Consider the following 24,807-nt stretch of genomic DNA (forward strand, 5'->3'; position numbering starts at 1 on the left):
AAAATAGTAAACCGACAAAAAATATCAGGTTTTAGTATGGAATTAAAAAAAAAGAAATGCTATAATACTGAAAGGTGGAGGACTTTGTGAATATTAGAAAAAGGTAAAACGTTTTACCTTTTCTTCAAATTTGGTTAGTATTTACAAAGTTTTTTGATTTAAAAAAAGATTATTTAAATAATGATGAAATGATAAGAAAGGGGCAAAAATCGTAATGAAAGTAAACAGACGATTGATTAAGAAAATACTGTCAGTTGTATTGGCAGTAGCAATGACAATCGGAACAGTTAATTTACAACCGTTTGTCAGTGAGGTTAAGGCGGCTACAACTATTAAGTTTGTTGGTAACTCGGATGTAGCTAATGACAATGCCAGAGTCTATGTTATTGATGGGGCGGTATCAGATTCATCTGCGTACAGGAACAGCAATAATGAGATGATTGCCGGTAAGGAGATGACAAGATCGACGACTGAAGATTACACATGGACAGCAGAAGTTGATTCAGATGTTGTTACTTTTGTAAGAGTATCACCGGTTCAAGACAATGGGGTATCTTATTACTGGAATGATTGGATGAATACTCAAAGAGGAAACAATACAGTATATACTGTTACAGCTATGGGAACAGGTGAATGGGGAGACGGAACAGTACCGGAAGTAACGTTCACTTTAGTAAATAAGATATCTGATTCAGAGAGATTTGCTAATTTTTCAAACTTTGGTGCACAGTTATATCTTCATGATAATGATACAAATACTGACTATAAATTTGAACAGCAGTCAGATGTATCCTTGTGGACTACATCTATTCCAAAGACTGTAGGAAACAATATACAGATTGAAAGAAGAGGATCAGATGGAGCAGTTTGGGGTAAATGGGGAGCTTTTGACAGAAAGTCGTATACAAAATATTATATAACGAATTTTAAGGATAGTGACGATACCTCATGTACAGGACAGTGGACTGATCCGAGTGTTTCAGACAGCATTTATGGTGAACAATTAAGTGATGCTAATTATGGATATAACTTTGATAATTTAAAATTAGAAGGTATGACAGATACAAACTCTGATGAAAGCAGTCGTAGTACGTTGTTTACAGTACCAGCTGTTATGTATAATTACAAAAAAGGTGGCGGAGCTTCATGGTGGGATCAGTTCCAGAATTTCAATGATGCAATGAAAGCAAGATATTGGGGTGAAGGAAAAATGACATACCCGATGGTTACCGGAGCACCTGACAGCAGAAATTATATATTAGAAGGTGGTATTAATGCAGTTGGTTCAAGACCATTGTATAAACTAATAGGTCAGGATTCGACTTATTCAATAAATGACAGGTTGTGGTACACAAACCATAATATATCAGGTGATGGAAATGGAAATAATGAAACAAGTTTGGTAGGCAGTCCACTTCAGGGGCTGGTTGCACCATATCTTTCAACAAACAGACAGTTGTTATCATCAGAAAATAATGTTATTATGCCATTTTTTGATGATAATTTCTTAAAAGATTATGCTGACATTTATGGTTCTATGGAAAATCCTATTCAGTTTCCGTTTAGGGTCACAGAGGATGGACATTATATATTTGACAGTAAGTCAGGTAAAGATAATGTTTATATGAATTCAGAAGGAAATCTTGTATATAATTCAAGTTCAACTGCAACTATAACAAATCCTTCTGAAAATGCCAGTGGTGAAGTTGGATTCTTCCCATTTAACACACCTATTTCAGGTAATGTTAATAATAATGCAACTTTGGCTGATTCAAAACCCGGCAAGGAAGATACCAAGGTAAACTATGGCTTTGGTATGAGACTGGGGATTCCGTTTACGGTATCTGATAAAACAGCAACAGCAAATGCTAAAAGAATTGACTTGGCAAAAACTGGAGGAAGTAGTTCAGCCGATGCAAAGTATAAAGATTTTAATGTTAAAAACAGTGCAGCTAAGTATGTTGTAGTTAAATTAGCAGAAGCTAGAAATGTTAATGTTGATAATATACGAATAAACGGAACTGATTACTGGTTGACAAATGGAAATGCAACAATTACATATCCGGGATTAAGTAAATTCACAGATGAAAATGTTGTTAGTCTTGATAACAATAATGATGGATACATTTTATTAAAACTTAATGAAACAACTGATATTAACAGCGTATCAGTAGGATATAGGTCATATGTAGATGATGCTGTTATGAAGGTGTATGCATTAAGCGATGAAAGTGAAATTACAAATCTTCCTGATATTGTAGAAGATACAGTATTTAGATTCTCAGGAGATGACGACTTGTGGGTATATGTTGACGGAAAATTAGCACTTGATGTTGGTGGTGCCCATGGACGTGCAACAGGTAGCATTAACTTTACAACAGGTGAGGTTAATGTTGACAATCCATATAAGGTTACAGATACAGGAATTGAGAAAGCAACAGCCAGTTCAGTACAGGATTGGATAAAAAATCTTGATAGAAGTAAGACACATACATTGTCAGTTTTCTATATGGAACGAGGCTTGTATGATTCAAACCTTATGATTGACTTCAACTTGGACGCTGTTGATTTAACGCAGAAGAATGGTCTTACAGTTACAAATACAATGGATTTATCTAATATCCAGAAAACATTGCAGAACACCGTTTCAGGAATTATGGAAAAAGATAAATTCACTTATGATGTTAGTGATTTATCAGACACAACTAAGACATTATTTGAAAACAACAGTATTTCATTTGGCGGAAACGGAACTGTTACACAGACAGAAGAAATTGACGGCTCTACAGAAAATGGTATACGTGGTGATAAGGTATCAATAAAGCAAAAAGAAGATAAGCGTTTTGATACATCATATTCCATAACTGATGGAGATGGTGAAAAGTTTGCAGAAAATGTATCAGGCTTAGAGGCAAATGATGGGCGTACTGATGGACAGAACAGTGTGACTATTCAGAATAAAACAGCTGCTGCAGCAGGTGAGGATGTAAGCATTAAGGTTGATTACTTAAATGCTGCTAAGGCGACAGGTTTCTCTGTAGCTAAGGAATTTGTTGGTACAGAAAGTGCTTCAGCATATACATTTGAAGTTAAGTATACACAGTTATTTGGAGCTTCTAATGAGACCTATGGGTTAAGCGGTTCTTTAGCAGGGGTATCATATACAGTATATGATAGTGATACCAATGCAAAAATTGGAGATAAAACCGTATCAGCAGACAGCACTATTGAGATTAGTGCCGGACAGAAAGCTGTATTTACAGGTATTCCGGTAAATACAAAGATTAAAGTTACAGAGTTAAATGCAACAAAAACATTTAAGAATGTAAAGGTTTCAGGCTCAGAGGAGTCGGTTGAAAATGCTACATTCACAACAAATGATGGAACAATGGCAACTCTTGCATATACAAATGAACCTGAATTTGTATTTACAAATACAGAGGCGGATATGAAGAGACTTGTATATTATACAGAGATTGGTAAAACAACTAATTTACCATTGCCGGCTGAGTTTACACATAAGACAACTAAAGAAGGTCAGTCTGGAACAACAACTACAGTTAGTCATGAAAAGACATCTTCTATAGCTATGGATAACACAGTAAGTAATGGCATGGCAACTGGTTTAACAACAATATCGAATGTTCAGGCTACTATAAACGGAAGTAATGAACATAAGCTGAAGATAACATCTCCTGGAAAAGGAGGTTATGGAATTGAGTCTATAACAATTAATAATACTACTTATGGTTATACAGCAATTAAAAATCAGTATTTAACAGGAACCAGCAGTGGCGATTTAGATAATATGCTTATGAATATAGATGGATCAATAATCATTCCGTTTACAATGACAAATGATGGAGATGTTAATGTGTCTATAAGATATAAAGGATGGAATTGTTCATATGTATGGCCTGTAGTATTGGATGAAGGTGTTACTACAACAGTAACAACTCCGGGAACAGAGTCAGTAACATATAATGATTACACTCTTGAAAATGCTTCATCAGACATTACATTTACACATAATGCAGATGCTTCTAACAAGGCAGAAGTTACATGGGAGAATGGTGATGTTAGCAACGAATCAAGCATTAATAAGATGACATTTACATCAAAACATGTAGGTTATGATAAGTTTGTTCTTAAGTTAGCAGATAATGTTAATAACGGAACACAGAAAGTAGAAGTAGTAGTTTATAACTATAATGTAAATGATAAAGTTTACGTTTTAGATTACGGTTTAAAGACAGACTTGTTTGCTGATACTAATGGTATCTTAGGTGGTACAACACCTTATAATTATGATAAGAACTTTAGTGTTACAAATAAATCAATTTTGCAGGATGATACAGACGCAGATGGATATACAGTATTAGGTATGTCTGATAGCACAGTTGGTGCTAATTACAAGAATTCACTTAATTATACATATAGTGATGGCGAGTTTAAGAACCAGATGGACTTCAATCAGGCAACAGCATTATGGGCTGATTCAAAGCTTATGTACACACCTAAGAAGTTCATGAGTGATGTAGATACTTTCTATATGGGAGTTCAGGTTACAAAGGACGGCGTTGCATCAGGTGCATCTGATTTAGATGCTTCAAATGCTACACCGGTTATGACATCCAAGGTAGAAGTAATGCCGGCTAATATTGTGTATTATGAGGATAACTTCTCTAATATTGGAACAGATGAAAATATTGATTCTAAGAGCGGGATTATTTATTCAGGAAATGTAACAATTAATGGTGAGACAAAAGACAGTTCACAGTCTAATGCATTGGATATGCAGTACGGATATGATCCGGCATATGAAGATGAAAGTTACGGTAATAGTAATGGAAGCTCACACGAGTTAGGTAAATCTGCTATGGCAGCCTTTGAGTTCAAGGGTACAGGATTTGATATTGTAAGTAGAACAAATCGTTCAACAGGAGTTATTGTTGTAAGCGTATACAACAAGACAGATGATACAAAGATAACTAAAAACAATGGTATGTTAATTGTTCAGAATGGATGGAGTAACCTTGTTAAGAGTATGATTATTGATACATCATACGAAAATGGTGATTTGTATCAGGTTCCAGTAATAACATGGAGAAATGATACAGGAGAAGCTGGTGACTATATTGTTACTATAACTTCACTTAAAGGAAATAATTCAGAAGCAAAGAGTGTATTTATTGACGGAATCAGAATTTATAATCCGGCTAAGGGTAACTCAACAGCTGAAGGTAAATATGATGATAACAATGAGTTAGGTGCAACAGTAAGCGAAATAAAACAGCTTATATTAGGAGCAAACTTTAAGTTTAATTATGATGACCCATTGAGTTCAACATATGATAAACAGGGAGTTATTTCCTTAGCTAAGTATACAGGAAATGGAGCAGCCTTCCTTACAGGTAAGTCGGTAGTAGAATCCTTTAACGGATACAATACAGATAACACTAAGGAGTTGGATCCAAACACAACTAAGGATATGATGACATATGCAGTAAGTGGACCAAACAATGAATTGTATTTAAGTGCAGGATATGGTTTGGCATTTATGTATGACAATTTAGAGGGTTACACAGGAAATTCCAAGACAATTCAGGTTGGAATAAAGAATGTTAAGGGAAGTGAACTTAAACTTCAGTACTTAAAGGAAGTTAATAACAGTGCTGTATGGACAGATATTGCTACAATTAAATCAGCAACAGAGTTGTATTATAAACTTGATACACTTGGAGATAAGTATGATGGAAAGTTGTACTTAAGAGTTGCAGGTGGTGACGGATATGTTTCATTAACATGCATGAAAGTCGTAGGATACAAATTAAGTCCGGTAACAGCAACTACAGTTGAAGATAAAGGTGTTAAATCAGAATTAAATCCTACTGATGTAGTTATAAAGGCAGGATATAATACAAAATCAGATAGTTTTATTAAAGACAGATATGCCATGGTTAAGGTAACAACACCTGTGGCAGTAGATGATATCAAAGTATTTGATGCAAATGGAAAAGAAGTAACACTTACAACAGCTTCAAGTAAGACAGTTGATGGTGGACTAGAATGGACTCTCAAGTTCAAAGCAAGTAAGACAGAAAACATAAAGGCAAGTACAATGTATATTGTTGGATATGATGAAGAAGGATACAGATCTGAAAAGTTTGGATTTGATGGAAAGGTGGTACAGGAATAATGAAGAAATATAGTAAACCTGAAATCTGCATTGAAAAGTTTGATATGGATATTGAGATTTTAGCAACTGTAGAGATGGGATCAGATTTATATAATGAATTAAAAGATACGTATAAGTCAACAATGGTACCGGCAGGTGCACCTGAAACAGATGAGGCATTTGAAGCATGGGTAAAGAGTATGGGATATGACACACCTACTAGTGGATTGTGTTACTTTACTCCGACTATGCCATCATAAGATAATAAAAAGGAAAACCCTTTCCTGACTTTTGTCGGGAAAGGGTTTTATAAATAATATGGATATAAAAATTAATTTAGCAGGATTAATAATTGAAATTGAAGGATTCCCTTATAAGGAGGTACCCGAAAATATGGTGCCTTTTATATGTAACAATGAAAAGGAAGCAGATTTCAAATATAGAATCATGGTGGAAAGTGAGTTGAAGAGTGATAAAGGCACTCTGATATTTGAAAACAATATCAGAAAAATATATATAAACAACAGCAAATATTTTGTTTATTTCAGTTACAAAATGGGAGATGACAGTAGTCTGGAAATAAGTACAGTGTTTGACATAGAATCAAAGGAAGCACAAATTTATGTTGATAGAAAGTTTATTGAATTAACTAATGGTCCAGGACTTTTAATGAGTAGCCTTGATATTGATTTGGTTTTACTTCTTTTCAACCGCATTATTATGCATGCTTCCGTAGTTGAATATCAAAATCAGGCAATCCTTTTTAGTGGACCTTCAGAGATTGGAAAATCAACTCAGGCAAACTTGTGGAAAAAATACATGAATGCTGATATACTTAATGGTGACAGGGCTACTATAGATATTTCTAAGGATATTACTAATGTTTATGGTTCTCCTTATGCAGGAAGTTCTAAGATATATAGAAATGAGTCTGCACCTATTAAAGCAATTATTTTGCTTAAACAGGGAGAAAAAAATTCTATCAGGCAGTTGGTGGGAATGGAATTGTATAGAAATATGTTTCCACGATTTTCTCTTGCCAGATGGGATGATAAGCTGTCAAATATTAGCATGAATATTATAGAAGAAATTATTAGCAGGATACCGGTATATGAATTAACCTGTCTGCCGGACGAAGAAGCAGTAAAGTTAGTTTGTGATACGGTATTTTAATAAGGAGAAATTTTGTGAGTGATTTGAATAATCCTTTTAAGCCTAACCTTAGAACCGGTTTGTATTTAAAAGCCATGAAGGACAGGGCACCGATACATGGTTCTTTTGAATTGACACCCAGATGTAATCTGAATTGTAAAATGTGCTACATCAGAATGTCTGAGAAGGAAATGTGTAGTGCCGGCAGGGAATGGACGGCAAATCAATGGATAGATTTTGGAAAAGTGTGCAGGGATAAGGGCATGCTGTTTCTTTTACTTACAGGTGGGGAGCCTTTTTTTAGAAAGGATTTTAAAGAGATATATACTGAATTGAATAAAATGGGATTTATAATTACCATTAATTCTAATGGCATATTAATTACTGATGAGGTTGTCTGTTGGCTGAAAAAATGTCCACCATCAAAAATCAGAATAACTTTATATGGTGGAAGTAATGAAACTTACAGTCGTTTATGTGGTGATTCCCATGGATTTGATAAGGTGACCGCTGCCATTGACAGGTTGCTTGAAGCGGGAATAGCGGTAGCATTAAATGCCAGCTTCACACCTTACAATGTATGCGATATAGAGGCTATATACGATTTTGCAAAGAAGCGGAAATTAAAAGTTAAGCCTATGGTGTATATGTTTCCACCTATCAGACGCTTTGAAAGTGAAAATAAGGTTTTAAGATTCACGGAAGAAGAAGCAGGACAGGCACTTTTTAGAACCAAAAAGGCTGAAATGGATAGTGGAGTTTTGTATTGGTTTATTAAAAGAATGCAACAGGGTTTTAGAGCAGATGAAGATGACGGTTGCATTGTGGCTGAGGAAGAAAACATGGGGTGCATAGCAGGAAAATGTTCTTTCTGGATTACATGGGATGGACGTATGACACCTTGTGGAATGATGAATCAGCCTGTTGTAAATCCCAAAGAAAAATCCTTTGATGAGTGCTGGGATTACATAGTGAAGGAAACTGACAAGATCTTTTTACCCAAAGCCTGCACCCGGTGTGAGCATAGAAATGCATGTACCGTTTGTGGAGCTTTAGCTGTTGCAGAAGGTCATGGTGATTCCACGGTAAAACCGGAATATTTGTGTGGAATAACCGATGAGTACCTAAGACAATGCCAGAGTTTTGTAAGTAATATTGAATCATTAGTAAAGGCGGAGAATGAAGATGAATAGCAAAAATAAAAAGATAATTGTAATTGTTATAGTTGTTTGTGTGGTGCTACTGTTAGTAGGAACTATACTGTTTTTTAAAAACGCCAATAATAACAAGAGCGAAGTAGAAAGCATGAAAAAAGAAGCACAAAAGAATACTGCTTTAAGCCCTGAGAAATTAGAAAGCATAACTAATAATGTAACCAGAGTAGAGGACTATGTAGAGCCGGGAAAGAATACATTGGAAGTTGACAAAATTCAGGGATTTACAACTAAAAAAAGCGTAAAAAATTCTACAACTAATCAGAAAGATAAGAAAAGTAATAAAGACGATAAAAAAAGTGAAAAGGTAGAATTATCAGACAGCAATCTCATTATTGAAAAAGTGGGAAGTTATACAGGAAATTATTTAGAGGATGGCAGCGATGAGCCTATAGAAAAGGTGGCAGCCATTATTATATCCAATACATCTGACAAGATGTTACAGGTAGGTGATATTACCTTTAAAGTTAGTGACAAGGAAAATGCTACCTTCAGAGTAACTAATCTGTTGCCTCATACATCGGCTTTGGTGTTGGAATCTAATAAGAGAAAATACAGTGATAAGGACGATTATTCTTACGGAAATGTAGTTAATGCCTACTTAGATGCCCCGGATTTGTTAGAGGATAAGTTTGAAGTAATTAAGGAAAACGGAAATCTCAAGCTTAAAAACAAAACAGACAAAACCTATAAGAAGGTATATGTTTATTATAAATATGTGCAGTCAGGTGGAGCATTTATGGGAGGTATAACTTACAGAGTGCCCTTTGAAAACATAGAAGGTAAGAAAACTGTTACATCAGTGGCTAATCATTTTAGTGCCAATACCAGTGTAATAGTGGATGTACAAATAGCAGAGGAATAGGAGAGTAAGGTTATGAGAAAAGAGTTTAAGAAAATAGTTACCTGGGGAATGGTAGTTGCCATGGCTTTTTCCCCGGCACCATCTGTTTTTACAACCGGTGCTAACACTGTCTATGCTGACAGCGCTACATCAGGCAGTTGTGGAAGTGAGGCACAGTGGTCTTATGACGGTGTCAGTGAAACACTGACAATTAGTGGTAAAGGAGCGGTGAGTAGTTCACCTTTTTCTGAAATAGCATTTAAAAAACTTATTATCGAAGAGGGAATTACACAGATTAATAGTAGAAGATTCCTTGGAAGTAGTGCTTTAGAAAGTGTTAGTCTTCCAAAAACCATTACCAATTTAGGAGAATATGCGTTTGAAAATTGTCAAAGTTTAAAAGAGATTCTAGTAGATGATGAAAATGAAAATTTTAAGTCAACAGATGGTGTTTTGTACACAAAAAATATGCAGACACTATTAATATATCCTGCAAACAGGGAAAATACAGATTTTTCAATTCCTGAAACAGTTAGAAGTTTTGGTGACTATGCCTTTGACTACAGTCAAAATCTTGAAAACATAACCATTCCGGCAGGACTTAGAAGCATGGGTGAATATGAACCCTTTTATTGTGCTAAGTCAATTAAAAACTTTGATGTTGCCACAGGTAATGGCTATTATGCATCAAAGGACGGCTGTCTGTATTCAAAGGATTTAAAGAAGCTTATTAAGTATACAATTGCAGGAGAGGACAAATCAGTAACAATAGATGGCTCAACCATCATAAACGATAATGCCTTTTACAATTCAGCAAATCTTGAAGAAGTAGTTCTTAAAAACTCTGTTAGTGAAATCGGCTATATGGCTTTTTATAACTGCGATAAATTAAGCAAATTAACTATAGAAAACAGTGAATGTAAGATAAATGACATTTTAAATAATAGCAACGTTACAATTTGCGGATATGCTGCATCTACAGCAGATACATACGCTAAAAGAAATGATTTGCAGTTTAGTGAATTATCAGAGAAGAAGGTTAGTTCTATTGAAATATCAGAATATCCAAAGAAAACTGTATTTGCTATAGGTGATAAATTTAATTGTGTAGGTCTTGAAATAAAGGTTAATTATGTAGACGGAACCAGTGCAATTAAAAGTTCAGGCTTTTCAGTTAAGGGCTTTGCCTCTGACAAGGTGGAAAGAAGAACTCTTACTGTTGAGTATGGAGGAAAAACAACAACATATGATATTGTAGTGGTAACTCAGTTAAATATACAGGATTTAACCACAAGAAAGAACACCACGGTAAATGTTGTTGAAAAGAATCAGACTAGCCGTTTAAGATTTATTCCGGCTAAATCAGGAGATTATAATATTTATTCCATAGGTGATGATACAGATACATGGGCAGCTCTCTATGATGTAGATGAAAATCTCTTATTAGAAAATGATGACAGAGGGGAACTTTCTGACGGAAATTATGACAGCAATTTCTTTATCAGTTATCACCTTGAAGCTAATAAGGTATATTTCCTTGATACAAAATTTGAGGATAAAAACGCTATTGGAAGTTTTGATGTAGCAGTGAAGCTTATTAAGGAAGATGAAACAGAAGCTCCAACTACAGAGTCAACCACAGAGGCACCGACAGCAGAGCCAACTACAGAGCCTGGCAGCGAGCCTGTAACATCACAGCCGGCAACAGAGCCGGGGAGCGAACCAACGGCAGTGGCTCCAACACAGAAGCCTACAACAGTGGCTCCTACGCAACCGGAAACCACTACAAAGACTTCCGGAGGGGAAAATATTACCACTAAAAAACAGCAAACTACCACTGTAGGTAAAGTGACTGTTAAAAAGACAAAAGTGTCTAAATTCAGCAAAAAATTAGCTTCAAACAAGGTTAAAATATCCCTTAATAAGATAAAAGGCATAAGCGGATATGAAATTAAAATTTCAAGTTCTAAGAAATATGCCAAATCAAAAACCGTAACCAAGAAGGTTAAGAAAAATGTCTTTACAGTTAAAAGTAGCAAAATAAAGAACAAAAAAGTTCTGTATGTAAAGGTAAGATGTTATAAAAAAGTCGGTAAAAAGGTATATTATAGTAGATGGACTTCTAAAAAGGTTAAAATTAAAAAATAGGTTAAGCCATAGGCTTTTATGAAAGGACGAGGCAAATTGTACAAGAATATTCCAAAACAGGAAAAAATATTATTAAAGAATTTAGTTGAATATCGGGATGGACAGGTTGTTAGCAAGACTTTGGTTCAAAACGATTTTGTAAGTGTTACCATTTTTTCTTTCGATAAGGGAGAGGAAATATCAACTCATGCATCAGGTGGAGATGCCATGGTTACTGTACTTGACGGAAAAGGCCGTTTTACAGTAGGTGGAGAGGTGTTCACCTTAACAGAAGGTGAATCACTTATTATGCCAAAGGATGTTCCTCATGCAGTTTTTGGGGAAGAAAAATTCAAGATGGAATTAGTTGTTTCATTCTAGTGTAAAAATATTTCCGACGAAATGCCTCTGACCGCAGGGAAGAGGTTCTACATATTATGCAAGGAGGTTTTTTCATGAAAACAAAAACAGCTGTTATAACAGGTGCAAGTTCCGGAATTGGAATGGAGTTTGCCAGAGCTTTTGCCAGAATGGGCTACAGCCTTATCCTTACTGCAAGAAGAAAGGACAGGCTGGAAAAATTGGCATCGGAACTTTCAGTTCCCTGTGAGATTGTTGTCTCTGATTTGTCTAACGAATTGGAGTGTTATCAGTTATGGGAAAAAATATCTCATAGGGACATTAATGTTTTTATAAATAATGCAGGTTTTGGCACCTGTGGAAATTTTCAGGATACGGATTTAGCAAAGGAAGTTTCCATGATTAATGTAAATATCAGGGCAATGCATATTTTATTTAAAAAAGTCCTTCAAAAAATGAAACTCCAGGGTTATGGAAGAATTTTAAACGTAGCCTCCTCAGCAGGGCTTCTTCCGGCAGGGCCTTATATGGCGACATATTATGCTACAAAGGCATATGTTACAAGCATTACCCAGGCGGTGGCACAGGAATTAAAAGAAGAGGGCAGTAAAATCTATGTGGGGGCGCTGTGTCCCGGACCTGTAGACACGGAATTTAATGAAATGGCAGATGTTGTTTTTGCCCTTAAAGGAATTACTCCTAAATGCTGTGTTAAGGAAGCCTTAATGGGAATGAAAAAGAGAAAGGTTATTATTGTACCTTCATTAAAAATGAAAATATGCGTAATGGGACAAAAACTTTTGCCAAAGCAGAGTCTGCTTAAAATAGTTGCAATGCAGCAGAAGAAAAAGACAAAGAACTAAAGATTACATTATATCAGAGCATTTTGCAAAGCACCAATAGAGAAAATTACGTTAGACGTTTGACAAAGCTATGTTAGGGCGTTTTAGGAAAGGACAAATATGAGTACATTTAACGTAGAATTAAAAAAGGTAGTGGATGACAGTTATGATATTGAAATTGGTTTTTCTTTGGAAGAAAAGTTAATTTTAGATTTAAAAGCCGGTCTTGTAGGGAATATAAAGAAATATGTAGTTGTAACAGATTCTGTGGTTAAGGATTTATATGGTGAAAAAATACATAAGTTAATTGAAACAGCAGGATTTAAGACAGATTTGATTGTTTTTGAAGCCGGTGAAAAAAGTAAAACAAGAGAGACAAAGGAGTATGTGGAAGATACAATGCTTTCAAAGGGATACCGCAGAGATTGCTGTATTATAGCAGTAGGCGGCGGAGTGGTTACGGACTTGGCAGGCTTTGTGGCAGGAACCTATGGAAGAGGCGTACCTTTTATAAATTATGCCACCACATTACTTGCTTCTGCTGATGCATCAGTTGGAGGCAAAACCGCAGTAGATACTCCTCTTGCTACAAACCTTATTGGAATGTTTAACCAACCTCAAAAGGTTTACATTGATATTGCCGCATGGAAGACTCTTCCAAAGAGACAGTTATCCAGTGGCTTGGCAGAAACCATAAAGCATGCATGTTTAGCCAGCAGTGATTTCTTTGAATATTTAGAGAAGAATATTGATAAAATAATGGCTGTGGATAAAGATGTTTGCGAAAAGGTTGCAGAGGAAAATTGCAGTATAAAATATCATGTTGTAATGAAGGATGAAAGGGAAAGCGGACTTAGGGAGGTCCTTAATTTAGGTCATACCGTTGGCAGGGCAATTGAAACTGTAAGCGATTACCGGCTTCTTCACGGTGAAGCATTGGCTATAGGCATGGTGGCAGAGGTAAATCTGGCAAAGAAAATGGGATATGTTACAGAGGAAGAGAGAACAAGGGTTATAAACCTATATCAAAAGGCACAGCTTCCAACAGAAATTCCTGATTACATAGACAGGGAAGCTTTAGTAAAGAAGCTTTATACTGATAAAAAAGTTAAGGATGGAAAATTACGTTTTGTTATTCAAAATGGAATCGGAGCTATTGTTGAGTTCTCGCCGGGAGTTTATGCAACACAGGTTGAAGAAAGTGTAGCAAGAGAAATTATTATGGATATGTAAAAATAAGCTGTCGAATTGGCGACAGCTTATTTAAATGAAAAAAGATTTGATTCACTTTTTTATTTTAGAGTGCAACATAATTTATTTAATTATGTGATATTTTTTACCCATTTGTAGGACAATGCCCTAGGCATTCCTACAACCATTTTTCCTAATTCATCAGCGGAAACCATCAGGTAAACCCAGTATACCGGAAGATGAAGTCCAACTGCACCAAGGAATACCATAGGAATTCCCACCAGCCAGTTGCCCACAAAGTTTGCCAAGAAGCAATACAGACTGTCTCCGCCGCTTCTTAAAATACCTGCTACAATGGCAAAGTTCTCTGCCCTAAATGGCATGGTCAAAGCAAAAATAACCATCATTTTTTGAGCATAGCCTAAGGATTCCTCGCCTACATTAAACATACTAAGAAGCAGTGGTGAGAATAATGCTATAATTACTCCCAGAACAAATGCAACTGCCGGTATAAGAACCATAAATCGTCTGCTGTAGGCCTTTACCAACTCTAATTTATTTTCACCCAATAATTTACCAAGCATAATTCCGGCAGCAGTTCCAATTCCCTGAGATAGAATCATTGCTAACTGGGTAAAGGTGTTTACAATCTGCAAAGCCGCCTGGGATGCAGTTCCGGTGTATTTGTATCCGATATTGTAAATGTTATTTCCAATGGCAAATACAACCTCACACATAATAAGAAATGTTCCGTAGTGAAAGTATTTTTTTACATCACTAAAGGAAAACTGGAAATATTCTTTTATCGGTGCACAAATCGGAAACTTCTTTATAATGGATACGCCATATAAAAACAGAAGCTCAAGGGTAAGGGCGATGATTGTACCTATGGCAGCACCCCGGACTCCAAGCTTTGGAGCACCAAAATTTCCAAATATAAGTATGTAGTTAAAAATTGTATTTGTTGAAAGAGAAATAATTGTTCCAAACATTGTTATAAATGTTTTTTCCGTGCTTACTAAAGATATGGAACATACATTTATAAGTCCGATAAGGACACATGAAATACTCATTATTTTCATATAAGAACTTCCAAGGGCTATAACCTCAGGGTCCTTCGAGTAAAGCAACATAATCGTATCCGAAAATAATGCCGTAAATATGGCGAATATAATGGAAAACGTCAGGTTTAATATAAACATCAGTCCCATATAATGATGAATAGACCTGGTATCTTTCTTTCCCCAATATTGGGATATAAAAACGCCGCCTGTGGCAGTTATTCCATTAAAAAGATAGAACAAAAGTCCAATCCAGCCACTTCCCATGGCTACGGCAGTAACCTCGGCAGCACCTAGCTGTCCAATCATAAAAACATCAAGCATATTAACTAATGCCTGAAAAAAGTTCTGTAGAGCAACAGGCGCTCCCAGTACCAGAATCTGCTTATAAAAAGCACGGTTATCGATAGTAACTTGTCCCATAAATTTTTGTAAAAACAACAGGGAGATACATTACAAAGTATGAGGTTAGATACCAAGTGAAATACCCGAAAAAACTCCCTGTTTTGCCCCCTTCCGATAAATATCACTTTATTCTATCACTAATAAAAAATATGTCTACAACTAAATCAAAAAATGTTGAAATTTTTTGTTGAAGTGAAAAGTTTATTTCTACTTCAGCCAAAATTTTTTGGACATTGTGGTTATTGGGCGTTGGATTTTTTTGACGTTGGGGTTATTTTGATGGAATCATTTAGAAATCGCCCCTTCCCCGACTTGAACTAAAGAAACAAACCGGGAAAAGAAAGATTTCATAATGAATTCCCGGCATGAATCACCTCTTACCCGGCTGAAACCAAAGAAACAAACCGGGAAAAGAAGGATTTCATAATGAATTCCCGGCATGAATCACCTCTTACCCGGTTGAAACCAAAGAAACAAACCGGGAAAAGAAAGATTTCATAATGAATTCCCGGCATGAATCACCTCTTACCCGGCTGAAACCAAAGAAACAAACCGGGAAAAGAAGGATTTCATAATGAATTCCTGGCATGAATCGCCCCTTCCCCGGCTAAAACCAAAGAAACAAACCGGTAAAAGAAAGATTTCATAATGAATTCCCGGCATAAATCACCTCTTACCCGGTTGAAACCAAAGAAACAAACCGGGAAAAGAAGGATTTCATAACGAATTCCTGGCACGAATTGTTTCTTCCCCGGCTGAAACCAAAGAAACAAACCGGGAAAACAACAATTTCATGATTAATTCCCGGCACGAATCCTAACTTGCCATTGAAACTAACATCGAGCCTGACACATAACCTAAAAAAGAGTTACACATATTTCAAAAATTGTGCTAGTATTATATAAAAGTAACTTAAGTCGAGGAGTTAAATATATGAGAGACGGACGTGAAGAAGAAATTAGGAATATTGTTGGAGAATTGTTGGAAGACTATAAGGATGACAGAACAATCAATCAGATTGAACTTTTTGACCAACCGGATACGGAGGTTATAGTTGATATATTAGATAAGATGTTGAAAATTGTCTTTCCGGGATTCTTCAGGGAAAAAACCTATAGATTTTATAATTTAAACAGCAGACTTACGGTTTTGTTAGAAGATGTTATGTTTAATTTGAATAAACAAATTGCCATAGCTCTTAGGCAGTTGCCGGAAAATCAGAATGCAAACGAAGACGAAATGGCTGAAAAAGCTGAAAAGATTACATTAGAGTTTTTCAAAAAGATTCCTTTGATAAGAGAGTATACAGAGACAGATGTTCAGGCGGCTTTTGATGGTGACCCAGCGGCATTTAACAGAAATGAGATAATTTTGTCTTATCCGGGATTATACACTATTACCATAAACCGTATTGCCCATGAACTTTTTAAACTGTCGGTACCACTTATTCCAAGAATTATGACTGAACATGCTCACAGTCAGACCGGAATAGACATTCATCCGGGAGCAACTATTGGAAAATATTTCTTTATGGATCATGGAACAGGAATAGTTGTGGGAGAAACAACTATCATTGGTGATAATGTAAAGGTGTATCAGGGAGTAACCATTGGTGCCCTGTCTACAAGAGGCGGTCAGAAATTAAAGGGTGTAAAGAGGCATCCGACTATTGAGGATAACGTTACTATTTATTCAGGGGCTTCGGTACTTGGAGGTGAAACTGTAATAGGAAGAAATTCAGTAATAGGAAGTAACGCATTTATCACCAGTTCCATTGCACCGGAAACCAGGGTAAGCATCAAAAATCAGGAGTTAAATTACAAAACCGGAAAAAACAAAAAAGAGGCTTCAGGCATTGAAATAACTGATTTAGAGCAGGATGAAAGCTGGTTTTATATTATTTAGAAAACATGCAGAATATGCATAAAAATAAAATGTGGGATAACCATATAATGTGGAATGCCTGAAATTAATTAGAAATACAGGAGTTTGGGGCATTCTCATAAAAATAAGGTGTGTCGTTGGGCACATCTAAAATATTAGGAGGAAATACTATGGAGTTAAAAGGATCAAGAACAGAGGCAAATTTAATGGCTGCATTTGCAGGAGAGTCACAGGCAAGAAATAAGTACACATATTACGCATCAAAGGCAAAAAAGGATGGATATGTTCAGATTGCAAATATTTTTGAAGAAACAGCAGCTAATGAAAAGGAACATGCAAAAATCTGGTTTAAATTATTACATGGCGGAGCAATTCCATCAACTGTAGAGAATTTAAAGGATGCGGCTGCAGGTGAAAATTACGAGTGGACAGATATGTATGCAGAGTTTGCCAAGGAAGCAAGAGAAGAAGGCTTTAACGAAATCGCAGATTTGTTTGACGGTGTTGCAAAAATTGAAAAAGAACATGAAGAAAGATACAAGAAATTACTGGAAAATATTGAAGGTGATTTGGTATTTTCAAAGGATGGAGATTGCGTATGGCAGTGCTTAAACTGTGGACATATTGTTATCGGTAAAAAGGCACCGGAAGTTTGCCCTGTCTGTGCACATCCACAGTCTTATTTCCAGGTAAAACCTGAAAACTATTAATATGTAAATGACTACTTAGTAGGCAAAGAACCAATTTGACAAGAAGGAGACGGTTATGAAAACGGGACTTGTATTAGAAGGCGGAGCCATGCGTGGTATGTATACTGCAGGTGTTCTGGATGTAATGATGGAAAATAATATTACTGTGGACGGAACCATAGGAGTTTCAGCAGGTGCTACTTTTGGCTGTAATTTCAAATCAAAGCAGATTGGTCGTACCATCAGGTACAATTTAAAATATTCCAAAGATCCCCGATATGTGGGAATAAGATCTCTGATAAAAACCGGTGATTTGTATGGAGCAGATTTCTGTTACAGGCAGTTGCCGGAAAAATTAGATGTTTTTGACATAAAAACATATCAGGAAAATCCAATGGAGTTTTACGCCGTGGCAACAGATATTGAAACAGGAAAGCCGGTTTATCACAAATGCCCTAATGGAGACAGGGTGGATGTTGAATGGTATCGTGCATCTGCATCTATGCCTCTGGTATCTAATATAGTTGAAATAGACGGACAAAAGATGTTAGACGGCGGAATTGCTGATCCTATTCCTATTCATGAGTTTCAGAAAATGGGATATGACAGAAATGTTATTATTCTTACCCAGCATGATGGTTATCGGAAGAAAAAAAGCAGTGCTCTTCCTTTAATTAAGTTAAAAATGGGAAAGAAGTACCCTAATTTAGTGCATGATATGGAAATAAGACATGAAATGTACAACAAAACTCTTGACGATATCAGGGAAATGGAGAAGAAAAAGCAGGTATATGTAATCCGTCCAAATAATCCTATTAAAATTAAAAGGACAGAGACTGATCCGGAAAAGTTAAAGGCTTTGTACGAGACCGGTAGAAAAGAAGGATTACAGCATATTGAAAATATTAAAAAGTTTTTAGAAATGTAATTGGCAAAAATCGGGTATGATTTTCCTTTTTTGGTTCAAAATAATGTTGAATAATAAAAAAAGGAGAGTCATATGAAAGACAGAATTTTTGGTGTATTACAACGTGTAGGCAGGTCTTTTATGCTTCCTATAGCCATATTGCCGGTAGCAGGTTTACTTCTTGGAATAGGTGGCTCATTTACTAATGAAACCACTCTTAAAACATATGGATTAGAAGGAATCATGGGGCAGGGGACAGTTTTTCACGGAATCTTTCAGGTTATGAATGATGCCGGAAATATTGTGTTCTCTAACCTGCCTATTTTGTTTGCCATTGGGGTAGCCATAGGCATGGCAAAAAAGGAGAAAGAAGTTGCGGCGCTGTCTGCGGTAATTGCGTTTTTTATTATGCATGCATCAATTAGTGCTCTTATATCTATAAATGGTGGAATTGAAAATATGCTTCAGGGGGCAGTGGCTGATGTATGCGGAATTACATCACTGCAAATGGGTGTTTTCGGTGGAATTGTTGTTGGTCTGGGAGTGGCGGCACTTCACAACAGGTTTTATCGAATTGAACTTCCTCAGGTTTTATCGTTTTTCGGAGGAACGAGATTTGTACCTATTATAAGTGCACTTGTTTACACTTTGGTGGGAATATTGATGTATTTTATCTGGCCACCGATCCAAATAGGAATAAACTCAGTAGGAAATGTTGTACTTAATTCAGGATACATCGGAACATGGGTTTACGGATTTATGGAAAGATTGTTAATTCCCTTTGGACTGCATCATGTATTTTATATTCCTTTCTGGCAGACTGCTGTTGGGGGAACAATGGAAGTTGGAGGGCGTATTGTTGAAGGTGCCCAAAACATTTTCTTTGCACAGTTGGCAGATTCAGGAGTAACTCATTTTGCAGTTTCGGCTACAAGATTTATGTCAGGAAAATTTCCACTTATGATTTTCGGACTTCCCGGGGCAGCTCTTGCCATGTATCGCACGGCACAGCCCGGAAAAAGAAAACTTGTATATGGACTTTTACTTTCAGCAGCACTGACGTCAATGGTTACAGGTATCACTGAGCCTTTAGAGTTCACATTTTTATTTGTAGCGCCTCTTTTGTATGGAATACATTGCGTTTTTGCCGGCTTAGCTTACGCATTAATGCATTTCTTTAATGTTGGAGTAGGAATGACTTTTTCAGGGGGACTTATTGACCTTTTCCTTTTTGGTATTTTACAGGGAAATGCCAAAACAAACTGGATATGGGTTGTTATTGTAGGAGTGTTTTATTTCATAATTTATTATTTCTTATTTAGTTTCCTTATTAAAAAACTTAATTTAAGAACTCCCGGAAGATTTGATGATGACGAGGTTAAATTATATAAACGAAGTGATGTGGATGCGAAAAAGAAAGGCAGCTCAGGAACTGATTTGGGAGATACAGCAGTAAGTGAATCCGATGGTGTAGCAGGAAGTAAATCAGGCAGCTCAGCAGGAAGTGACGAGGGAGATGGCTCTAAAGAAGCAATCGCTAATGAATTGTCTATTGCCATTTGCAAAGGCTTAGGTGGAAAAGACAATATTTCAGATGTGGATTGCTGTGCTACAAGGTTAAGGTGTACGGTTTTTAATGCCGATTTGGTAAATGATTCAGTTCTGAGAATGACAGGTGCATCAGGGGTTGTTCACAAAGGCAATGGGGTGCAAATAATATACGGGCCAAAAGTCACGGTAATAAAATCTGATTTTGAGGAATTTTTAGAAAGTGACTTAGCAGATACCATAGGAAAAGAAACGGAGGCTTTAAGGGAGAACCATAAGGATAGTATCAGAGAAAATAATGAGAATGATACCATAGAGAGGAATAAGAATGGTACCATGGAAAGTAATGAGAATAATGGGAATGGTATTACGAGGAAAGAAACAAGTATTACATCCGGAGGGAAAAAGATTCTTGTTTTAAGTCCAATTACCGGATTTGCGGATAAAATTGAAAATGTGCCTGATGAGGCTTTTGCTTCAAAAATGATGGGGGATGGTGCTGCGGTGACACCAAGGGCACCGATAGTCAAGGCACCGGTAGATGGAGAAGTGACATTTGTCTTTGATTCTAAGCATGCCATAGGAATAAAGGATTCAAATGGATTAAATTATATTATTCATGTGGGAATTGATACAGTAAAGTTAGGAGGAAAAGGATTCGATGTGTTTGTAAGAGCCGGAGACAAAGTAAAATATGGAGACACTCTTATGAAACTTGATTTGGAATATTTGAAGAAAAATGCTCCATCCATTGTATCACCGGTTTTGTGCACTGATATGAATAACAGGATGACTATAAAACTTCTAAAAGAAGGTGCAGTACAGGCAGGAGAAGAATTGTTTGAAATTGAAATTTCGGAATAGCTGTGGAGATAGGCAGGGCAGGTGAAATTACAAAAATGAAATTTCACCGCCCCGGTTTCCTACTCCACAATTATATTTAGCCAATCGCCTTTTTTCACAAGAATAAATCCCACAACAGATTTAATGGCATCAAGCATACTTATAATAAAGAACATCCACACAATCGGCAGATTAGTGAAATGTGCCAGTAGCATTGCCACAGGTACATTTACCGCCCATATAAAACCACTGTCAAAAATAAAAGTCATAACCGTTTTGCCACCACTTCTAAGAGTAAAGTACGCCGCATTGGTAAAGGCGTTAAATGGTGTGGCAAGAACATATACCAAAATAAATCTTGTGGCAAGATAACGTATTTCTCCGGTTGTGTTATATATACGTGGGAACAAAGGTGCTGCAATAAGCAACAGGGCAGATACTCCAAGAGAAATCATTAAAGAAAAAGTGATCATCTTCGTATCCGTTTCCTTAGCCTCTTTTAGCTTGCCGGCACCAATTAACTGACCAATAACAATAGAAATGGCAATGCCCATTGTTAAGAAAAATGTATTAACTACATTATTAAGAGTGTTGGAAATATTAAGCCCGGCTATGGCCGAAAGTCCTCTGGTAGAAAGTGCCTGTGTCTGCATTGTTATTCCGGCGGCCCAAAGCAATTCGTTAAATAATAAGGGAGTACCGCGTAAAAGAATCTTTTTTACAAGAGAGGAAGGCACATGCAAATTGCTATAAACACCTTTAATAAACCTATATTTATCACTGTGTCTGTAGGTATAAATTATAAGATATCCACATTCAACAAATCTTGACATAACTGTTGCAATGGCAGCACCTATGACTCCCAGTTTTGGAAAACCAAGTAAACCGAATATTAAAAGAGCATTGAAAACAAAGTCAACAATAACGGCTAAAAGTCCTGCTATCATAGGAACCATGGTTTGACCGGCTTCCTTAAGGGTTGTGCTATAGCAATTTGCCACTACAAAAGGAATAATACTAAAAAGCATGATGTATAGATAATCCCTGGCATATTTAAATGTAGCATGGATATTTCCGGAAGCCCCACCTTCATGCAGGAACATATTAATTAAAGGTTCGTGGAGAATAATTAAAACACACATGCTTATGGCAATAATAAATATTCCTATAATTAATTTCATTCTAAATACATTTCTGGCACCATTATGATTATTCTGACCGAAATATTGGGCAGAAAAAATTCCCGCTCCGGACATTCCACCAAAAACTGCCAGATTAAACACAAAAAATAACTGGTTAATAATGGCAACACCGGTCATCTGGTCTGTTCCGATTTTTCCTACCATTACATTATCAAGCATAGCAACAAAGTTAGTAAGAAGATTTTGAATAACAATAGGCAGTGCAATAGCCATAATCATTTTGTAAAAAGCTTTGTCGCCAAAATATTTTGTTCTAAAAGTCTGTTTTCCTTCCGCAACCATTAAAATAACCTCATCTCATTAAATAATTTAAATAAAAACAGCAATAAATAACTGTATAAAATAATCACAATAATTAATTGCAATAGGTAGTAGAATAACACATGATTCCACTACAATCAATATAAAAATATAAATTAATTTTATAGTTTTAAGATATATTGGTAATGTGCATTATTATAATAGAAGAAAAACTTAAAATAGTGGCGTTAAAAATGTTTACAATTTATTAACAAATCTTTTTTAATAAAATTGTTGACAAAGTACTTTGATAGTGATATTTTAGTGTCAGATGAAATATTAGCACTCGAAACTAATGAGTGCTAATAAATCAAAGAAAGGAGATGCTTATGGAACTTAGTGATAGAAAAGAAAAGATTTTAGATGCTATCATCAGAAGCTACTTAGAAACAGGCGAGCCGGTAGGTTCCAGAACCATTTCCAAGAACACTGATTTGAATTTAAGTTCAGCTACCATTAGAAATGAAATGTCTGACTTAGAAGAGATGGGATACATTATCCAGCCCCATACATCGGCAGGACGTATTCCTACAGATAAGGGTTACAGATTTTATGTGGACAATATCTTAAAGGATAAGATGTCTGAGTTAGATGAAAGAGAAAAGAAGGTAACTGAAAAAGAAGATTTGTTAATTGAGAAGGTTGATAAGGTTGAGACATTACTTCAAAATATGGCAAAGGTATTAGCAAATAATACCAATTATGCCACCATGGTATCCGCACCGAAGTCTCAGGAGAATAAAATCAAGTTTGTTCAATTATCAGTAATTGATGAAAATCAGTTGTTATGCACTGTTGTTTCTGACAAGAATCACGTAGTTAACAGAATTATAAAGACTACACAGCAGATTAGTCAGGAAATGATAGTGAGATTGAATGTGGCACTTAACACTGTTTTGGCAGGTTTGTCATTAGAGGAAATCAACTTAGGAGTTATTTCCACATTAACATCTCAGGCAGGAGAACTTGAGGGATTGGTTAATGAAGTGTTAAAGACCATTACGGAAGCTATTGCTACAGAGGCACAGATGAAGATTTACACATCAGGTGCCACTAATATTTTTAAATATCCTGAGCTTAGTGATAAGGAAAGAGCCAGCCAGTTACTTACAACATTAGAAGAAAAGTCACAGCTGACAGAACTTATTAATGAAAGTGATGAGGAAACAGGCATTCAGGTATATATAGGTAGTGAGAGCCCGGTTAAGTCCATGAAGGATTGTAGCGTTGTCACGGCAACATACGAGCTTGAAGATGGATTTAAAGGAACTATCGGTATTATAGGACCGAAGCGAATGGACTACGAAAAGGTTGTTGAAACTTTAAGAACTGTTAAAGAACAGTTAAGTGAGACTTTTAAAGATGATAATTAGTATAAAGTTTTAAGAAAGGATGATTATCCGATGCAAAAGGAAAATAAAGATTTAGATGAGAACCTTGAAAAAGATGTGGCAAATGAAGAAACTACAGAGAAAGTAAAGGAAGAATCTAAAAAAGAAGAAAAGTCACAGGATGCAAAATCACAGGATGTGGCAGAGGAAAAACAGGAGGCATCAGACAAGAATGAAAATCCTGATAAGAAAAAAAAGCGTGGCTTAAAGAAGAAGGACAAAAAAGACCAGCAGATAGAGGAACTTAATGATAAGTACCAGAGATTATTTGCAGAGTTCCAAAACTTCAGAAGCCGAAGCGAAAAGGAAAAGGCAGCAATGTTTGAAACAGGTGCCAAATCTATTATAGAGAAGATACTTCCTATAGTAGACAACTTTGAAAGAGGAGTTGCAGCACTTAGTGAAGAAGATTTAGAGTCACCTGTAGGACAGGGAATGAATCTTATTTATAAACAATTACTTTCAACTCTTGATGAAATGGGAGTTACAGCTATTGAAGCCGAAGGAAAGGAATTTGACTCTGACCTTCACAATGCAGTAATGCATGAGGAAAACGATGAACTTGGTGAAAACATTGTTTCTCAGGAACTGCAGAAAGGCTATAAATATAGAGATACTGTTATTAGACACAGTATGGTAAAAGTTGCAAATTAACTAAAGTTTTATGTT

At 36.1% G+C, this 24,807-nt stretch carries 17 protein-coding genes; 15 read left to right on the plus strand and 2 right to left on the minus strand.

What is annotated here, in order from left to right:
- The first annotated feature begins 214 nt into the window (after nucleotides 1-214).
- From DWW68_RS03750 to aroB, 9 genes are all read left to right on the plus strand, one after another.
- Nucleotides 215-6,199, plus strand: coding sequence for a fibro-slime domain-containing protein (locus tag DWW68_RS03750; protein ID WP_118588925.1), 5,985 nt, complete (start codon nucleotides 215-217; stop codon nucleotides 6,197-6,199).
- Nucleotides 6,199-6,438, plus strand: coding sequence for a hypothetical protein (locus DWW68_RS03755; RefSeq protein ID WP_021952642.1), 240 nt, complete (start codon nucleotides 6,199-6,201; stop codon nucleotides 6,436-6,438). Before DWW68_RS03750 ends, DWW68_RS03755 begins: the two co-directional genes overlap by 1 nt.
- A 133-nt stretch (nucleotides 6,439-6,571) precedes the next feature.
- A complete protein-coding gene (locus DWW68_RS03760; RefSeq protein WP_147365643.1) occupies nucleotides 6,572-7,351 on the plus strand; it encodes a hypothetical protein in 780 nt (259 codons plus the stop codon).
- Between the two features lie 14 nt (nucleotides 7,352-7,365).
- The gene (locus tag DWW68_RS03765; RefSeq protein ID WP_243053016.1) at nucleotides 7,366-8,523 is read left to right on the plus strand and encodes a radical SAM protein; all 1,158 of its coding nucleotides are present in this window, start codon (nucleotides 7,366-7,368) and stop codon (nucleotides 8,521-8,523) included.
- Complete coding sequence (locus tag DWW68_RS03770) at nucleotides 8,516-9,409, plus strand: hypothetical protein (protein ID WP_118588927.1); 894 nt, start codon at nucleotides 8,516-8,518, stop codon at nucleotides 9,407-9,409. The genes DWW68_RS03765 and DWW68_RS03770 overlap by 8 nt, the downstream gene beginning before the upstream one ends.
- A gap of 12 nt (nucleotides 9,410-9,421) precedes the next feature.
- On the plus strand, nucleotides 9,422-11,536 hold the full coding sequence (locus DWW68_RS03775; protein WP_118588928.1) for a leucine-rich repeat protein: 2,115 nt from the start codon (nucleotides 9,422-9,424) through the stop codon (nucleotides 11,534-11,536).
- A gap of 36 nt (nucleotides 11,537-11,572) precedes the next feature.
- The gene (locus tag DWW68_RS03780) at nucleotides 11,573-11,896 is read left to right on the plus strand and encodes a cupin domain-containing protein (protein ID WP_347497878.1); all 324 of its coding nucleotides are present in this window, start codon (nucleotides 11,573-11,575) and stop codon (nucleotides 11,894-11,896) included.
- 74 nt (nucleotides 11,897-11,970) lie between these two features.
- Nucleotides 11,971-12,738 carry an SDR family oxidoreductase gene (locus DWW68_RS03785; protein ID WP_118588930.1) on the plus strand — a complete coding sequence of 256 codons (768 nt, stop codon included), beginning with the start codon at nucleotides 11,971-11,973 and terminating at the stop codon, nucleotides 12,736-12,738.
- Between the two features lie 99 nt (nucleotides 12,739-12,837).
- A complete protein-coding gene (gene aroB, locus DWW68_RS03790) occupies nucleotides 12,838-13,950 on the plus strand; it encodes a 3-dehydroquinate synthase (RefSeq protein WP_118588931.1) in 1,113 nt (370 codons plus the stop codon).
- A gap of 89 nt (nucleotides 13,951-14,039) precedes the next feature.
- On the opposite strand, the gene DWW68_RS03795 is transcribed toward aroB, so the two are convergent.
- A complete protein-coding gene (locus DWW68_RS03795; RefSeq protein ID WP_118588932.1) occupies nucleotides 14,040-15,392 on the minus strand; it encodes an MATE family efflux transporter in 1,353 nt (450 codons plus the stop codon).
- 915 nt (nucleotides 15,393-16,307) lie between these two features.
- Here DWW68_RS03795 and epsC point away from each other — a divergent pair.
- The 4 genes from epsC to DWW68_RS03815 all read left to right on the plus strand — a co-directional run bounded on the left by epsC (nucleotide 16,308) and on the right by DWW68_RS03815 (nucleotide 21,266).
- Nucleotides 16,308-17,279: a serine O-acetyltransferase EpsC gene (gene epsC / locus DWW68_RS03800; RefSeq protein WP_021953431.1), complete on the plus strand. Its 972-nt coding sequence runs from the start codon at nucleotides 16,308-16,310 to the stop codon at nucleotides 17,277-17,279.
- Nucleotides 17,280-17,428: 149 nt separating this feature from the next.
- Nucleotides 17,429-17,968 (plus strand): rubrerythrin, encoded by a 540-nt coding sequence (gene rbr, locus DWW68_RS03805; protein WP_021953430.1) that lies wholly within the window; start codon nucleotides 17,429-17,431, stop codon nucleotides 17,966-17,968.
- Nucleotides 17,969-18,023: 55 nt separating this feature from the next.
- Nucleotides 18,024-18,875, plus strand: a complete 852-nt coding sequence (locus DWW68_RS03810; protein WP_021953429.1) for a patatin family protein — start codon at nucleotides 18,024-18,026, stop codon at nucleotides 18,873-18,875.
- Between the two features lie 72 nt (nucleotides 18,876-18,947).
- Nucleotides 18,948-21,266, plus strand: a complete 2,319-nt coding sequence (locus tag DWW68_RS03815; protein ID WP_118588933.1) for a PTS transporter subunit IIABC — start codon at nucleotides 18,948-18,950, stop codon at nucleotides 21,264-21,266.
- A gap of 59 nt (nucleotides 21,267-21,325) precedes the next feature.
- On the opposite strand, the gene DWW68_RS03820 is transcribed toward DWW68_RS03815, so the two are convergent.
- The gene (locus DWW68_RS03820) at nucleotides 21,326-22,729 is read right to left on the minus strand and encodes an MATE family efflux transporter (RefSeq protein WP_243053017.1); all 1,404 of its coding nucleotides are present in this window, start codon (nucleotides 22,727-22,729) and stop codon (nucleotides 21,326-21,328) included.
- Between the two features lie 347 nt (nucleotides 22,730-23,076).
- Here DWW68_RS03820 and hrcA point away from each other — a divergent pair, with 347 nt between their 5' ends.
- Nucleotides 23,077-24,120, plus strand: coding sequence for a heat-inducible transcriptional repressor HrcA (gene hrcA / locus DWW68_RS03825; protein ID WP_118588934.1), 1,044 nt, complete (start codon nucleotides 23,077-23,079; stop codon nucleotides 24,118-24,120).
- Between the two features lie 30 nt (nucleotides 24,121-24,150).
- Nucleotides 24,151-24,792 carry a nucleotide exchange factor GrpE gene (grpE, locus tag DWW68_RS03830; RefSeq protein ID WP_118588935.1) on the plus strand — a complete coding sequence of 214 codons (642 nt, stop codon included), beginning with the start codon at nucleotides 24,151-24,153 and terminating at the stop codon, nucleotides 24,790-24,792.
- The last annotated feature ends 15 nt before the right edge of the window (nucleotides 24,793-24,807 follow it).

Origin of the sequence: Eubacterium sp. AF16-48 (genome assembly GCF_003479405.1) — a bacterium.
GTDB lineage: Bacteria > Bacillota > Clostridia > Lachnospirales > Lachnospiraceae > Eubacterium_G > Eubacterium_G segne.